Source organism: Paenibacillus sp. BK033 (assembly GCF_004345425.1).
Classification (GTDB): domain Bacteria; phylum Bacillota; class Bacilli; order Paenibacillales; family Paenibacillaceae; genus Pristimantibacillus.
Genome location: NZ_SLVP01000008.1, coordinates 288,902 through 304,623, shown reverse-complemented (window position 1 = coordinate 304,623; position 15,722 = coordinate 288,902). Strand labels below are relative to the sequence as shown.

15 protein-coding genes are annotated in these 15,722 nt (G+C 54.8%); 11 read left to right on the top strand and 4 right to left on the bottom strand.

The window, feature by feature from the left end; translation table 11 throughout:
- Positions 1-420 precede the first annotated feature (420 nt).
- The 4 genes from EV294_RS23990 to EV294_RS23975 all read right to left on the bottom strand — a co-directional run bounded on the left by EV294_RS23990 (position 421) and on the right by EV294_RS23975 (position 5,620).
- Positions 421-2,625 (bottom strand): MMPL family transporter, encoded by a 2,205-nt coding sequence (locus tag EV294_RS23990; RefSeq protein WP_132311464.1) that lies wholly within the window; start codon positions 2,623-2,625, stop codon positions 421-423.
- Positions 2,626-2,658: 33 nt separating this feature from the next.
- Positions 2,659-3,285: a TetR/AcrR family transcriptional regulator gene (locus EV294_RS23985; RefSeq protein ID WP_132311462.1), complete on the bottom strand. Its 627-nt coding sequence runs from the start codon at positions 3,283-3,285 to the stop codon at positions 2,659-2,661.
- 178 nt (positions 3,286-3,463) lie between these two features.
- Positions 3,464-4,312, bottom strand: coding sequence for an aldo/keto reductase (locus tag EV294_RS23980; protein WP_132311460.1), 849 nt, complete (start codon positions 4,310-4,312; stop codon positions 3,464-3,466).
- A 99-nt stretch (positions 4,313-4,411) separates the two neighbouring features.
- Positions 4,412-5,620: an MFS transporter gene (locus tag EV294_RS23975; protein WP_132311458.1), complete on the bottom strand. Its 1,209-nt coding sequence runs from the start codon at positions 5,618-5,620 to the stop codon at positions 4,412-4,414.
- A gap of 157 nt (positions 5,621-5,777) precedes the next feature.
- Here EV294_RS23975 and EV294_RS23970 point away from each other — a divergent pair, with 157 nt between their 5' ends.
- The 11 genes from EV294_RS23970 (at position 5,778) to EV294_RS23920 (ending at position 15,716) form a co-directional block, all read left to right on the top strand.
- Positions 5,778-6,164, top strand: a complete 387-nt coding sequence (locus EV294_RS23970; RefSeq protein WP_132311456.1) for a winged helix-turn-helix transcriptional regulator — start codon at positions 5,778-5,780, stop codon at positions 6,162-6,164.
- Positions 6,165-6,394: 230 nt separating this feature from the next.
- Positions 6,395-6,877 (top strand): DUF6530 family protein, encoded by a 483-nt coding sequence (locus EV294_RS23965; RefSeq protein ID WP_132311454.1) that lies wholly within the window; start codon positions 6,395-6,397, stop codon positions 6,875-6,877.
- A gap of 112 nt (positions 6,878-6,989) precedes the next feature.
- Entirely contained in the window at positions 6,990-8,768 is a 1,779-nt protein-coding gene (locus tag EV294_RS23960) for an AAA family ATPase (protein WP_132311452.1), read from the top strand.
- Between the two features lie 91 nt (positions 8,769-8,859).
- On the top strand, positions 8,860-9,591 hold the full coding sequence (locus EV294_RS23955; protein WP_132311450.1) for an HAD family hydrolase: 732 nt from the start codon (positions 8,860-8,862) through the stop codon (positions 9,589-9,591).
- Between the two features lie 27 nt (positions 9,592-9,618).
- Entirely contained in the window at positions 9,619-10,566 is a 948-nt protein-coding gene (rbsK, locus tag EV294_RS23950; protein WP_132311448.1) for a ribokinase, read from the top strand.
- A 66-nt stretch (positions 10,567-10,632) separates the two neighbouring features.
- Positions 10,633-11,361: a polysaccharide deacetylase family protein gene (locus EV294_RS23945; protein WP_132311446.1), complete on the top strand. Its 729-nt coding sequence runs from the start codon at positions 10,633-10,635 to the stop codon at positions 11,359-11,361.
- Positions 11,362-11,594: 233 nt separating this feature from the next.
- On the top strand, positions 11,595-12,086 hold the full coding sequence (locus EV294_RS23940; RefSeq protein ID WP_132311444.1) for a hypothetical protein: 492 nt from the start codon (positions 11,595-11,597) through the stop codon (positions 12,084-12,086).
- 217 nt (positions 12,087-12,303) lie between these two features.
- The gene (locus EV294_RS23935; RefSeq protein ID WP_132311442.1) at positions 12,304-12,564 is read left to right on the top strand and encodes a hypothetical protein; all 261 of its coding nucleotides are present in this window, start codon (positions 12,304-12,306) and stop codon (positions 12,562-12,564) included.
- A gap of 494 nt (positions 12,565-13,058) precedes the next feature.
- On the top strand, positions 13,059-13,760 hold the full coding sequence (locus EV294_RS23930; protein ID WP_132311441.1) for a GntR family transcriptional regulator: 702 nt from the start codon (positions 13,059-13,061) through the stop codon (positions 13,758-13,760).
- Positions 13,761-13,791: 31 nt separating this feature from the next.
- Positions 13,792-14,865 (top strand): mannonate dehydratase, encoded by a 1,074-nt coding sequence (gene uxuA, locus EV294_RS23925; RefSeq protein WP_132311439.1) that lies wholly within the window; start codon positions 13,792-13,794, stop codon positions 14,863-14,865.
- A 2-nt stretch (positions 14,866-14,867) separates the two neighbouring features.
- Positions 14,868-15,716: an SDR family oxidoreductase gene (locus EV294_RS23920; protein WP_132311437.1), complete on the top strand. Its 849-nt coding sequence runs from the start codon at positions 14,868-14,870 to the stop codon at positions 15,714-15,716.
- The last annotated feature ends 6 nt before the right edge of the window (positions 15,717-15,722 follow it).

Genomic DNA, 15,722 nt, shown 5'->3' with positions numbered 1-15,722 from the left:
TTTAACGGTGTTTTCTTTAAACTCTTCACTGTAATGCTGCCTGCTCTCTTTCATGTGGACGACACCTCGGTTTTTTTGTGTTTATTATCTACCTGCTCTTAGAGGGTGTCCACTTTTTATTCTAGTTGCACACGCATCGTTAAGGGCGTTAAAAGCGAGCGCAGCCGGCAGCTTAACGCTGTCGCGCATCGTTAAGGCGTTGAAAAACAGCCGAAATTGCGCGCAAAGCGCAGATTTGGGCTAGCTTAACGATGCCGCGCATCGTTAAGGGCGTTAAAAGTGAGCGCAGGCGGCAGCTTAACGATGCCGCGCATCGTTAAGGACTTGAAAAACGGCCAGAAATTGCGCGGAAAGGAGCAGATTGGGCTAGCTTAACGATGCTACGCATCGTTAAGGACAGCAGCAGCCGAGCTTGGCGGGTTACAACTCCGCTTCCTTAACGGAAGCGGCTCTTTGCTTCGACGGCCAGAACACCCCTTTGCCGATCCATACCGTCAGCGCCGGTACGAGGAAGGAGCGGACGATAAACGTATCGAGCAGAACGCCGATGGCGGTCACCGTGCCGAACTGCACCAGTACCTGAATCGGCAGCGTCGCGAGGACGGCGAAGGTACCTGCAAGAATGATGCCCGCGGAAGTAATGACCCCGCCGGTCTGTGCAACGCCCTCTACGATCGCGCGGTTAAGCGGCATCGTTTTGCTCTTTTTCCAGATGCTCGACACCATAAAGATGTTGTAGTCCTCGCCCAGCGCAACCAGGAAGACGAAGGCGTAAAGCGGAATCAGACCTTGAATCGCTTCGGCGCCAAACAGGTAATGGACGACAAGCCAGCCTATGCCTAAGGCGCTGAAGTAGGAGAGAAGCACGGTGCCCATCAAGTAAAGCATCGCCACAAACGAACGCAGGTAGAGCAGCAGGAGCAAGGCGATCATCCCGATAATAACGGGAATAATTCGATAGGCATCGCCCGTTGTCTCGTGCCGGGTATCGTATTGCTCGGCAGTCGCGCCAGCAATCCATACTTTGTCTGCTGCATCCGTAATGCCGGCATCCGATAGCGATTGTTCCGCGGCAGAGCGGATCACCGGTATCATATCGAGCGCTTCAATCGAATACGGGTTCATCGCAAGCTCAACATTGTAGGATACGATGCTTGCATCCTTCGTGTTCGCTGCAGGCTCGGAAACGCTGCTGATATTCGCCAGCTCTCCTAGCTTCCGATCAAGCGGCAAGGCTTTGCCGTCGGTCTTCACGAGCACCTGTACCTTGGCCAGACTTCCTTTGGAGAAGTGGTCGCCGATTAAGTCGAAGCCTTCGCGGGAAGGCATATCCTTCGGGAAAGAAGACAGCGTGTCGTACGTAAATTTGATTTGAGTCGAAAAAGCTGCCGTTATGCCAAGCACGATTAACGTCGAGATAGCAATTGTTTTCGGACGTTTCACGATGGCTTCGCCAAGCCGGATGCCAAAGCTTGTTTTGGTCTTTGGCGCGGGCAGCGGCTTGTTCTTGCGCGCGGCGCGGGCAGCCGTCATCTCCGGCGTACGCGGTACGAACGGATAGAAGGAAGCGCGGCCGAGAATGGCAAGCATTGCCGGTACAAGCGTCAGGCTTGCAATCATCATAATGAGGATCGACAAGCTGAACGGCACCGCGAAGCGGTGAATCGCGCCGTATTCGGCCAGCAGCAGCGCGAGCAAAGACATCACTACGGTCAAGCCGCTCATCGTAATGGCGCCGCCGGAGTCGCCCAGCGATTTGAGCAAGGCTTGCTTTTTATCCGGTTCGGTAGTCAGTACGCTGCGGAAGCGGGCAATCAGGAATAGACAATAATCGGTTCCTGCGCCAAAGAGCAGCACGGTCATGATCGATAAACCCTGCGAATCATACGTAATCCAGCCTTCGTCCGCCATCCAGCCTAGAATCGGGCCGGTCAAGCCGTAAGCGAAGCCAACCGCAACCAGCGGGATGAGTGCAAGAATAGGCGAGCGGTAAATGAATAACAAAATAACGAGCACAAGCAGCGTTGTTGCGATCAACAGGGACACGTCCGCGTCCTTGAACAGGGAGGTGGCATCCACGCCGATACCGGCAGGACCGGTAATCCGGCCGACAAGGCCTTCCTCGGTTAGGGCGGCGTCAAACGGCTTGGATGGAAAAAGGCCATTCGCATCAGCCTGCAGCTGCTCCAGACTGATCTTCAGATCGTCGGAAGAAGCGTTCTTGTCAAATACAACGGTCTGCAGGAAGGTCGTACCATCCTCGGATACCATCGCTTTTAATGCCGGAAGCGGCATCTCGTGAAGCGGCGGCAGCTCCGTCTGCCGCGGCAGCGGTTCATCCGCCAGCTTCTTGGATAAAGATTGGATCCGGCTAAGGTCCTCATCGGTGAGACCCGCGATTCTATGCCAAGCGATAATAGCCGGAATGCCGTTATGTTCGTTTAAGGCATCGGCCTGCACGGACGGGGCGCTGCTCACAAGATTGGCTGCGGCATCGTCCTTATGATCGCTGGAGGAGGGCAGGAGGGCGTTGGCAAGACCTACAACAACAATCCACAGCACCAGAGTGATCCATCGTCCCCGTTTGCCGCTGACGGCATCCGCTATGCGTTTCAATCCGTTCATCGTTTCTCATCTCCCTATCGATAAACCTAAATCCTATATCTTTTCTTCTCTTCCTTGATCTGAGGCAAGCCCGTACAGCAGTATATCGACGGTTCGCGTTGCCCGAGCTTCCGCCGGTATGGGGGTGCTTGCGCCTCCGCGCGGCTTGCGTTGAACCATGCTTAGCAGCGTAAAAGCGGAAGGGATCGGGTCAAGTCCGAACTGCTCCGCTCCTTTCAAATGGCCGTTACGCTGTCCTTCCTCGAACAAAGCGGCAATGGGTATCAAATAGCATTCCTGCCACCATTGATTGATGAGCTGCCGATTTTCCGGGCGGAGCTCCTGGCGGATGTCCCGTTCCATTTGGCTGAGATCATCGGGCATGTTGTTCAAAATGTATACGACGAGCTTGATGAGTCGTTCTCTTACCGAGCCTTCGCTTGCGACAAGATCGTTCATGGCGATTTTCGTCTCTTCCGTAACGGCTCGCAGCACCTCGGTATAGAGAGCTTCTTTATCCGCGAAATAATGGTACATGGCAGGCTGTGTCAGGCCGCAGGCTTCCGCGATCTGGCGAGTCGTAACCGACCGGTAGCCATGCTCCATGAACAAGTCATGCGCGGTATGGATGATCATCGAGCGGGTTGCTTCGTCAAGGGGTTGTTTTTTTCGGCGTGCCATCGTTAAATACTCCTTTTGTCTGAGATACGGTTTCCTCCTTTTATTTTATCACATGATAAATAAACTGATTCGAAAATTATTTTATCGCTTGATAAATTAATTGGCAAGATAAAAAAAAGCCGGATGAACCTAAAAAGGCTCATCTGGCTTGTCTTGTTCAAAACCCGTTCACAATTGATTAGAAGTCGAAGTTGTCCGGATCCGGACCAACCCGCCGGTCTTCGTTCAAAGCGTCGATTGCGTCCATATCCTCGGAGGACAGCTCGAAATCGAACACGTGGGCGTTCTCGATCATGCGGGATTCCTTGATGGACTTCGGAATCGTTACGACGCCGTTCTGCAGATCCCAGCGCAGGATGACTTGGGCTACGGACTTGCCGTGCTTGGCTGCGATTGCGCCCAGTACCGGATGGTCAAGCAGCTGGCCTTGCATAAGCGGGGACCATGCTTCGAGCTGAATGTTGTGCTCGCGAGTGAAGGCGCGGAGCTCCTGCTGGGCAAGCATCGGATGGTATTCCACTTGATCGACCATCGGTACAACCTCGGCATCCTTCATTAAATCCTGCAGATGATGCACGTGGAAGTTGCTCACGCCAATCGCCTTCACGCGGCCTTGCTTGTAGAGCGTTTCGAGGGCGCGCCATGCGTCTTTGTACTTGCCTTCAACCGGCCAATGGATCAGGTACAGATCCAGGTAGTCCAGGCCAAGCTTGTTCAGGCTTGTCTCGAAAGCCGCTAGCGTCGACTCGTATCCGAGATCGGCGTTCCATACCTTCGAGGTAATAAACAAATCTTCTCTTTCAATGCCGTGCTCAGCCATCGACTCGCGGACAGCTTGGCCAACGCCGGTTTCATTATCGTAGATGGCTGCCGTATCGATGCTGCGGTAGCCGTTCTTGATCGCGTCTTTCACGGATTGAACAACGACGCTGCCGTCCTCCACTTTGAATACGCCAAGGCCAAGCCAAGGCATGGCTAAGCCGTTATGCAGAATCACTTTATCGTTTAAATGTTTTGCCGTTCTCATGGGGAAATTCCTCCTAAAATAAATGGTAATGAATGGTCACCCTAGCGGTCCCCTATAGACAGCTAGGGATGATGCCTGCTTCGTAATCATGGACTTCATTTAAGCCGAAGCTTTCAGTTCTTCGCCTTTTGCATCTTTGTTTTCCATCGAGCGGCTCCATGCGGTCAGAGCAACGGCGCCAAGCACCATAATGGCCCCAATCCAAGGGGTATGAACCAAGCCAAGCTTATCGGTAATAATACCGCCAACGTAAGCGCCAATGGCGATACCGGCGTTAAAGGCCGAGATGTTCAAGGCGGATACGACGTCAATGGATTTGGGCATATACCGTTCCGCAAGCAGAACGACGTACATTTGAAGACCCGGGACGTTCATGAAGGCCAGCAGGCCCATCAGGGTAATCGTCACTAAGGCGGCAGCCGCGTAAGGCGCCGTGAACGTCAGTACCAGCAGGATAACCGCCTGCAGGATAAACATCACAAGCAGGGCCGACAGCGGCTTTTTATTAGCCGCTTTGCCGCCGATGATATTGCCTACCGCAATCGCGACGCCGTACAGAACCAGAATGCCCGCAATCGTACTCTCTTTAAACCCGGTGATGTCATGAAGCAGCGGCGACAGATAGGTGAAGACGACAAACGTACCGCCATATCCAAGCATGGTGATGGCAAAAGCGAGCAGCAGCCGTCCGTTCTTCAGTACTTTGAAAGGCTCGCTCAGCTTCGTCCGGTTCCCCTTGCGCAGCGTGTTCGGAATAAGCAGCAGATTGGCTATAAGCGCAATGACGCCAATCACGGCAATGGCGATGAACGCCGTGCGCCATCCCATATGCTGTCCAAGCAACGTGCCAAGCGGCACCCCGGTAACGGTGGCGACCGTAAGGCCCGAGAACATCATCGCAATCGCGCTGGCCCGGCGGTCTTCGGGGACAAGATCGGCGGCAATCGTAGAGCCGATCGACATAAACACGCCATGCGAGAAGGAGGAGATTACGCGGGCGATGAGCAGCACCGCGATACTTCCCGCGCTTGCCGCGAGGCTGTTGCCGAGAATAAAAATGATCATAATGGCGATCAGCAGGGTTTTGCGCGGTACCCTGGAGGTCAGGGCGGTAAGCAGCGGAGCCCCTACGGTGACGCCTACCGCATATAAAGTAACGGATAAACCCGCTGTCGTAACGGATATGTTCAGGTCTTCCGAGATTAAAGGCAGAAGTCCAACACTGATGAACTCCGTCGTTCCGATAGCAAAAGAGCTGATGGCAAGCGCGAGCAGCGCCAGCGCCGAGCGGCTCTGTTTGGTAACCATTTCGTTGCACTCTCCGTTTCGTAATGTTGTATTGTTCGGCCGGTAAGTGCTATTATGGAGGCAATCGGTCAATGTGACTAGTACGCACTATTTTGTAATATAGATACCAAAAAGTAATATAGGCACTAAAAAGTGCCTATGAACAGGAGGAGCAGCAATGGATACAACAATCGCACCGCCGAAGAAATACAACATCTCCGTGGAGGCAACGCTTGAAGTGATCGGGGGCAAGTGGAAATGCGTGATTTTGTGCCATCTGACGCATGGCAAGAAAAGAACAAGCGACTTCAAGCGGCTTATGCCCTCTATCACGCAAAAGATGCTGACCCAGCAATTAAGGGAGCTGGAGGAAGACGGAATCGTGAACCGGATTGTCTACAACCAGGTGCCTCCAAAGGTGGAATACGAGCTTACGCCATACGGAGATAGTCTGCGCCCGATCCTGGATTCCTTATGCAATTGGGGAGAGCAGCACATTATCAAGGAGTACGGCAGCAAAGCAGCGGTTCTGGAGGATAACATCCTTAATAATTTACATGACTAAAAATAAGCCCGTCCGGCCAAATCTGGCCCGATGGGCTTATTGCTGTTCCTCGTGATCGAAGATGAGCATGGTAACCGGATTGGATGAAGCGGTGCCCGGAATGCGTTCGCCTCCAGAGGGTCAACGGTTTGACGCTGGCAAGACGAGTGCAGTATAATCGAATCACTAATTTAGTAATTTAGTAGTTATTAATTCTATGCATTTCTTTGACCAAACGGAGGTACCTGTTAATGAAAATCCCTACAACTTTAAAGCATAAACCGGTGATCGTCTCTGAAAATTACGAGCAGGTAGACGGGCGCTACGCCGAGCACACGGACGCGAAAGGACTGTCGCTTGGGCTTGCCCAATGGAACGACAGAGGCAAGGTTGAAATATCGGCGAAGGTATGGCGTTACACCGGCGAGAAATGGTCGCGCCAATCCGAAGAGCTGCCGCTTCACCGCGTGCTGGATCTGGCGATTCTGATCACCCGGTCAATGCAGCATTTCCGCGAGGAGTCCTACCGGTACGATAATCTTTACGACCCGGAGAAGCCGGTCATTGACCGCATTGGCCTGCAGGGGGATGCCATGACAGTCGAGGTGTGCACGGATAACGAGAAGATCAATCAGGACATCAAGCTGTTCAGCCAAGCGTTGAGCGACGACGATGAGCTCAACGGGGAACGTCTGCGCACGTTGTCCCGCATTTTGAAGGAGCTGGGCTATTAAGGTTCGTGTTCGTCCTTCTGACAGCCGGCGTTAAGCTTCTTCCCAGCGATGATAGTCATGGGGCGGTATGCCATTTCATAGAATAAGGCATACCTTAAAAGGAAGTGAAGCCATGAGGAGTTATCAGTGGATCAAGTGGCGTAGATTCCTCCTCAGGCTAGTTGTCCTCGTCATCATCGTTTCGCTTATCTGGTCAGGAGGACCAACGGCTTGGAATGCTGCGCTTGTTGTTTCCAGCTATTTGTTTCAGCTGCTGTTCGCCGTCTTATTCATGATTATTCAGTTTGCCGCCTTGTTCTGGTTCCTCTCCAGGGGGCGGACGTACTGGGTATTGCCGGGAGAGACGGGCGCCACTTGGGATGATTACCGGGGCAACCCGGAGATCGTGGAGAACGCCAAGCGAATCGTCAGCCTGCTGAGGGGCGTGAAGGATTTCAAGAAGATGGGCGGCGAGGCTATACGGGGTCTGCTGCTATGCGGACCGCCGGGTACGGGCAAGTCCTATCTGGCCCAAGTCATTGCCAACGAAGCGCAGGTGCCGTTTGCGTATGCCTCGGCGCCAAGCTTCCAGAACATGTTTTTTGGCGTCGGCAATCTGAGGGTGATGCGGATCTACAAAAAAGCCCGCAAGCTGGCGCGCATGTACGGAGCCTGCATTATTTTCATCGACGAGGTGGATGCCATTGGCATGTCCAGACAGAGCGGAGGCGGCGGAGGCGGCCTGTTCGGCATGGGCGGCGGCACCGGGCTTCTGAACGAGCTGCTCCTGCAGATGGATCCTCCGAACCTCGACAGCTCGAGGTTTAAGAAATTCCTTCGTCAGCTGGGACTGCTTCGGAAGAAAGCGGAACGCCCGCCCGTGCTGACCATCGCCGCAACCAACCTGCCGGATGTGCTGGACCAGGCTTTGCTTCGCCCGGGCCGTTTCGACCGCCAGCTATGGGTGGACTCGCCGGATTATGACGGACGCGTTGACGTGTTCGGGTATTACCTGCGCAAGATAAAAACTGACTCGACGCTTACGCCGGAGAAGGCTGCGATGGATACGATCGGTTACAGCCCGGCTCAAATCAAGCATATCGTCAACGAAGCCGTCGTTATCGCGCATCAGCGGGGTGCGCAGGAAGCGGGTTACGAGGACTTCCGCGCCGCGATGGAGACGTATGAGTGGGGCCTCAAGCAGCCGCTTCGTTCCATGAAGGATGACGAGAAGCGCAACGTGGCGTATCACGAAGCGGGACACGCGGTTGCGCAATTCCTGCTCAAGCCGCATGAACGGGTATGGAAGGTGACGATTATCCGGCGGGGCGGCTCGCTGGGGCTTGCGGCTACGAAGCCGACGCATGAGCGGTATAACCGGAGCGACAGCGAGATACTGGCTCATATCCAGGTCTGCCTGGCTGCCCGCGCGGTCGAGGAAGAGTTCCTCGGCAAGAAGCTGAACGGCGTAACCTCCGACCTGCGCCAGGCCACGGAGAGCGCGGGCGCTTATCTGGGCATGGTCGGGATGGGCGACGAGCTGTACAGCTTCCTGGCGGCCGGCTCCAGAATGGATGCCCTGAAGTCTCTGCGTCCGCAGATTAACGAGCTTCTGAAGGACCAGATGCAGCAGGTCAAAAAGCTTGTCCGCGATCATGCCGACTTCGTGCATAGGATTGCGGAGGAGCTGCTCCTGCACGGAGATCTGACCGGCGAGGAAATCGAGCGGATCTATTGGGACTTGTACGGCAGGCCGCGCCCGGAGCCGTCCGAGGTTAGACTGACCGTTACGCCGGCTGCTCCGGCCAAGGCGCCGGCTCCTCCTGCGGCGGAACCAATCGAGGAAGCGGCGGGGCAAGACGAGCAAGAAGAGGAGGAACCCGATCCCGATCGCCGGGAGCCGGAATCCTAAAAGAGAGAAGGCCCGGCCGTTATGGCTGGGTCTTTTGCCGTTCCGGTGGTACAATAATAACCAAGGCAAGAGAGGAGCGGTATTCTTTAGCATGGGACAACAGATAAGCGTGGAGAAAAAAGGCGTCTTTTTTGATGTGGACGATACCCTGTACGATCATTTATCCCCTTTCCGCCAGGCGGTGATTGCCGTTGTTGGCGACCGGGAAGGCTTTCCGTATGAAGAGGCCTATCACCGGATGCGTTACCATAGCGACATGCTGTCGCTGGAAATGGGCGGGGCAGGCGCGATGGAGAGCGGCTCAAGCACGGAGCTGATGCGCCGGCGGCGGTTCGAGCTGGCCCTTGCGGAGTTTGGAATCGCGCTCAGCGAGGAGCAGGCCTCGGCTATGCAGGCTGCTTATATAGGCTGCCAATTCAACATTGCGATGTTCGAAGGAGCCAGGGAACTGATAGAACAGCTAGTTAAGGCCGGTTATGTCGTTGGTCTCCTGACGAATGGCGCCGAGAATCATCAGCTTAAGAAAATCCGGGCGATGGAGCTTGACCATCTCATTCCGCCGGAGAGGCAGTTCGTCTCCGGCAAGATTGGCTGGGACAAGCCGGATATACGGGTATTTCAGCATGTGAACGAAGCAACCGGGACAAGGCCGGAGAAGAGCGTTTATATCGGCGACTCCTGGCGCAACGACGTCATAGGCGCTTTGGAGGCGGGCTGGTCCGTCATCTGGTTCAACCACCGGGGGGCAAGCCCGGAATCCGGCGAGCATACGCCGAATCATACGGCAGCCAGCTACGAGGAACTAGCGCGCCTGCTGTTGTAGAAAACGGATGAAGGAAGGGATCAATCAATGACGATTAAACACCGGCCTAAGCTTGTCGTGATCGGCAGCTTGAACATGGATATCGTGGTGGAGACGAATGCGTACCCGCAGGTAGGAGAGACGATAACCGGCCAGCGCGTCCGCTTTATTCCAGGCGGCAAAGGAGCCAATCAAGCGGTAGCCGGAGCGCGTCTTGGCGCGGATACGGTGATGATCGGCGCGGTAGGCGACGATGCATTTGGCGAAGAGCTGTTGGGGAGTCTTCGGAAGGACGGCGTCGATATTGCAGGCGTGAAGCGTGTAAAGGGAACGGCTTCGGGAATCGCATCCATCTATGTTGCGGAAGGCGACAACAGTATCGTTGTAGTCCCGGGGGCTAACGGTCTCGTTGAACCTGCGGATATCGACCGCAACGAGGACAAGCTGAAGGAAGCGGATCTCGTGCTGCTGCAGCTTGAGATTCCGGTTCAGACCGTGCTGTATGCCGCCCGCAAAGCAAAGGCGCTGGGCAAGCTGGTTGTGCTGAACCCTGCGCCTGCGCAGCAGCTTCCGGAGGAGCTGTTCGGGCTTGTGGATTATTTTACGCCGAATCGGACGGAGCTCAGCGGTTATGCGAATAGGAGCGCGGACGGCGAATCGCTGGAACCGGCCATACGCAGGATGATGGAGCTTGGAGCCGCTCATGTGGTGACGACGCTGGGTGCGAGCGGCTCGGCTTATTTGGATGGAGAGGGCAAGCTTGTTCGGATCAACGGTTATAAAATGCCGGTAGTCGATACGACCGGAGCGGGAGATTGCTACAATGCCGCATTGGCCGTGGCGCTTGCATCCGGACGGGACCTTCGCGACGCGGTGGATTATGCCTCGATGGCCTCCGCGCTGGCGGTTACCAAGTTCGGAGCGCAGACCGGCATGCCTACGGAAGAGGAAGTCGCAAGGTTTGCGAAGGAGCAAGGGAAGGAATTCGCCGGTTAGGGATATGGCGGGTCAATTGCGGAATAATACCTATGATGCCATCCAGGGAGGAGCAACTTCATAGGTATGAAACGATTCGTATTTGGCGTAACGGTCACAGCGCTTTTATGCGGTTTTTCGGCGCCGGTGGCAACCAAGGACAGAGCCTACTATGAAAAGCGCGGCGAGATCATCTGGGAAGTGCCGGGCGAGAACAAGAGAATCGCGTTAACGTTTGATGACGGGCCTTATCCGGACACAACGGAACCGATCCTGGACCTGTTGAAGGAATATCATGCGAAGGCGACTTTTTTCGTTGTGGGCAACCGCGTAGAGAGCTTCCCGGAAACGATCAAACGGGAAATTGCGGAAGGCCACGAGGTAGCGAACCATACGTTTAACCACTATTTCCTGCAGAAAAAGACCTACCAAACGGTGCAGAACGAAATCATGAAGACAGAGCAGGCTTTAGAGAAGGTGACCGGCAAAAAGCCCTCATTGTTCCGCCCGCCGGGCGGCTTTTATAACGATCAGATGCTTGCAATAGCCAAGAAAAACGGCTACACCACCGTCTTATGGTCCTGGCATCAGGATACGAACGACTGGCGCAGCCCGGGCGTACAAAGGATTGTGAACAAGGTGCTGAACAATGCGCGTAACGGGGACATTATTCTGCTTCACGATTATGTGCCGCGTTCGGTGCAGACGGTAGAAGCGCTAAAGATCATCCTGCCGGAGCTCCAACGGAGAGGCTACGAGATGGTAACGGTCTCCGATCTGATCAACAACCGCGACAGCGTATTAAATCCATATTGAGGAAGCGTCAGGCAGAAGGGAAAGGGGAGGCGGATGTCGAACCTTTCCCTTTACCTATAGATGCGGTCGATCTGCTTTGTGAGGCCGCGGATAGAGGCGGGTTTTTTCATTCTGTTCTGCTCTGCTTGAACCATTCCGCATGCGGTGGAATAGTTTGAACGGGGAGCCATACAATATTGTAAGCGCTATCAGACGTGTTGGGAGGCCAATTTACACGAAAAGGTGGTATTGCGATGGGAACTCGTCTTTGGTGGGAGCAGGCAGTCAGACAACGTTTTCCGAATATTCGATATGTCACCATTCGCAGCTGTGGACATCACAAGGCGACGATCTACGCATGGGACGACCAGCTTGAGTTGTCCGAAGCGGATGCGGCAAAGCTGCACCGTTATGCGATGGAATGGATGTCACCGGATATTTGCGTATCGGTGAAGCCGTACAATGAAGCGGCTGCGGATCAGGTATCATGCGTGACGCCTGACGAAGAACTTGCAAAGACGGCGCTGCGGGGCAGATTGGACCAGTCGGCCGTGTTTGCGGTGCTGAACAATTTATTTGCCGGCGTTGTTGTCTCCTTCAACCGGTATGATGTCCGTACCGGAACGGTCCATTTGGCCGCGTACAGCCATTCCCCCTTCACAGAAACGGCTAAAAGCAAAATTCGCTACTACGCCGAGGAATTGATGCCGATTGGTTCAACCGTGAACGTTACTTATTACGGCTAATGCATGGCAAGGTCAGAGGGTCAGCGGAACTTCGGCGACGACGGAAGGAGCGGCCTGCCTAGAGATCCTAAGCCGAGGGTTTGCGGCGGCAGGCACTCCTTATAAATGTCTCGAGTCGGGCCAGCAGCTGGCCCTTTTTTTGTCGCCGAACCCTTCCATATCCTGTATAATCGTTAGTACAAGCTGGCGATGGAATTCGGACGAAAAGGAGTGCGGGATGAGACTGAAACGATGGCGAAGCATGAAATACGCGGCCACTGTGGCCTATCTGGTACTAATTGTTCTAGGCGTGACGGGAATGATCCCAAGCCGATTATCGACGAGCCTGGTGGTTGTTTTGCTGGGGGTTGTCCTGTTTATTCAAAGCTTCGAAGACGCGAAGCGGGGAAGGACGGCCAGCATGTTGTTCTCGGCTATCGGCGGCATTATTTGCATTTCGGCGCTGACGCTGATCCTGATTTTGACGGAGTTCAGCTAGATAAAGTGGACAAGCCTTAACGGTGCTCTGCAATTGTCGTCGTTAAGGCTTTTTTAAATACGCGGGAAGCGGATGCGCTACGATTAGAGCGAGCGTCAGGGTGAGCGCACGGGGCCGTATCAACCTGCCACTTTGATACGTTAAGGCCCCTAGGGGCCCTTAACCGCCTAACTAATTGCTACTTTCACTGGCTTAGGGTCCCTAAGGGACCTTAACTCCTCGTTGCCGCCCAGTTTGCTCACTTATCCTGCCACTTTGGAGGCGTTAAGGTCCCTAAGGGCCCTTAACCGCCTAACTACTTGCTACTTTCACCAGCTTAAGGTCCCTAAGGGACCTTAAGCTCTACGCTGTTAGAGCTGGCGGAAAAAAAGGGATCAAATGCCCCGTTAACGCCATCCATCCCCTTAATAGCAAAAGAAAAAATAGGACTTTACTTGTATACAAGAATACAAGTAAAGTAAGGATAAGAGACAAACGTGGAAGGAGGCATGCAGATGACCATCATTTCTTCGCTGCAGCCGCAGCAGCGCAAGACGTTAGGCGATCAGATCTACGAGTCGATCCGCGAGAGCATCGTTTCGTTCAAGCTGCCGCCGGGTACGATGATTTACGAGAATGAGCTGGCCGAGACGATGAAAGTAAGCCGTACGCCGGTGAGGGAAGCCATCCGGCTGCTTGTCAGCGAGCAGCTGCTGGAGGTGCTTCCGCAGCGGGGTACGCGAATCGCGCTTATCTCGGCGCGCAAGGTGAGCGAGGCCCGCTTTATCCGTGAGCAGCTTGAGCTTGGCGCGTTCCGTCTGGCCGCTGCCAAGTGGAGCGGGCGTGACCGCTCCGCTGAAACCGCAGCATTCGAAGCGCTTCTGAGGCAGCAGCGCGAAGCAGCCGAAGTGAAAGACATCGCGCTGTTCCTACAGCTCGACGAGGCTTTTCACCGCGCGGTCCTGGAGATTGCCGGCAACGAAACGCTGATGCAGATGATCTATTACATGCGAGCGCATCTTAACCGCGCCCGTTACCTCGCAATTGACCAGTTCGGCCATATGGATCGTGTCATCGAGGAACATCGTCAACTATTCGAGGCGGTTCAAGGCGGTAACGAGGAGCTCGTCGCGGAGCGGCTGGAGCAGCATATCCGCAAGCTGGATCAGGAGCTTCCGCAGCTGAGGGAAGCGCATCCGGATTATTTCATAGATTGAATTCAAATTTCCTTGGGAGAGGACAACTATCATGAGAATGACTTTTCGTTGGTACGGGGAAGGCAATGATTCGGTAAGTCTGAAGCAGATCAAGCAAATTCCGGGAGTTGAAGGACTCGTATGGGCACTGCATGACGTTCCGGCAGGCGAAGAATGGCCGATGGACAAAATCATGGATTATAAGCGTCTGGCCGACGAGCACGGCTTCCATCTGGAAGTGGTCGAGAGCGTAAACGTGCACGATGACATCAAGCTGGGCCTGCCCTCGCGCGACCGATACATCGAGAACTACAAGCGGACGATCGAGAAGCTGGCGACGGTAGGCGTAAAAGTCATCTGCTACAACTTCATGCCGATCTTCGACTGGATGAGGACGGATCTGTTCAAAGAGATGGAGGACGGTTCAACCGCGCTGTTCTTCGACAAGGCCAAAATCCAAAGCATGAGCGCGGAAGAGCTGGTCGCCAACATCGCGGGCAACTCCTCCTATTCGATGCCGGGCTGGGAGCCGGAGCGTCTGAAGCGTCTTGCTCCGCTGTTCGAAGCGTACAAGGACGTGACGGAAGAGGATTTGTTCAATAATCTGCAGTATTTCCTTGAGCAGATTATCCCGGTCTGCGAGAAGCATGACATCAAAATGGCGATCCACCCGGACGACCCTCCTTACTCGGTATTTGGTCTGCCGCGGATCGTGACGAGCCGCGATAACCTGGCAAGACTGCTGAAGCTGGTAGACAGCCCGTACAACGGACTGACGCTGTGCAGCGGCTCGCTTGGCGCGAACCCGGACAACGATATTCCGGCGATGGTGCGGGAATTTGCGGACCGGATTCCTTTTGCCCATATCCGCAACGTACGCGTGTACGAGAATGGCGATTTCATCGAGACGTCCCATAAATCGAGCGACGGCACGGTAGATATTGCGGAGGTTGTCCGCGCGTACCACGAGAGCGGGTTCACGGGATATGCGCGTCCTGACCACGGCCGCCATATTTGGGATGAGCAATGCCGTCCGGGCTACGGTCTGTATGACCGCGCGCTTGGCATCATGTATCTGTGGGGCGTTTGGGATGGACTTGAGCGAATTCGAAAGGGGAAGGTTTAAAGATGGTACCGAATCACGAGAATTTAGCAGGCAAAGTAGCCGTTATTACGGGGGGAAGCGGCGTATTATGCGCCGAGATGGCAAGAGAGCTGGGCCGTCAAGGCGTAAAGGTAGCGATTCTGAACCGCACGGCGGAAAAAGGCGAGGCCGTAGCGCGCGAAATCCGCGAAGCGGGCGGCGTGGCGATCGCTGTCGCGTGCAATGTGGTGGACGCGGAGAGCGTGAAGGAAGCTGGCGCGGCTGTGCTGGAGCAGCTTGGCAGCTGCGATATTCTGATCAACGGCGCCGGCGGCAACCATCCGGACGGCATTACGACGAAAGAGACTTTTCACCCGGACGATCTGGCGAACCCGGAAGTAACAAGCTTTTTTGACCTGAAAAAAGAAGGCTTTGGCTTTGTGTTCGATCTGAACCTTCTCGGCACTCTGATCCCAACGCAAGTATTCGCGCAGCAAATGATCAATAAACCGGGGGCAACGGTAATCAATATGTCTTCAATGAGCGCTCCGAGCCCGATGACGAAGGTGCCTGCCTATAGCGCGGCCAAGGCTGCGATCAACAACTTCACGCAATGGCTGGCCGTTCATATGGCGGATGTCGGCATTCGCGTAAATGCGATTGCGCCGGGCTTTTTCCTGACGGAGCAGAATCGCAAGCTTCTTACGAATGAAGACGGTTCGCTGACCGAGCGCTCGAACAAAATCATTACCCACACGCCGATGCGCCGCTTCGGCAAACCGGAGGATCTCCTGGGGACTCTCGTCTGGCTGGCGGATGACAGCGTATCCGGCTTTGTGACGGGCATTACCGTTCCGGTCGACGGCGGCTTTATGGCTTACTCCGGCGTGTAGGACTAG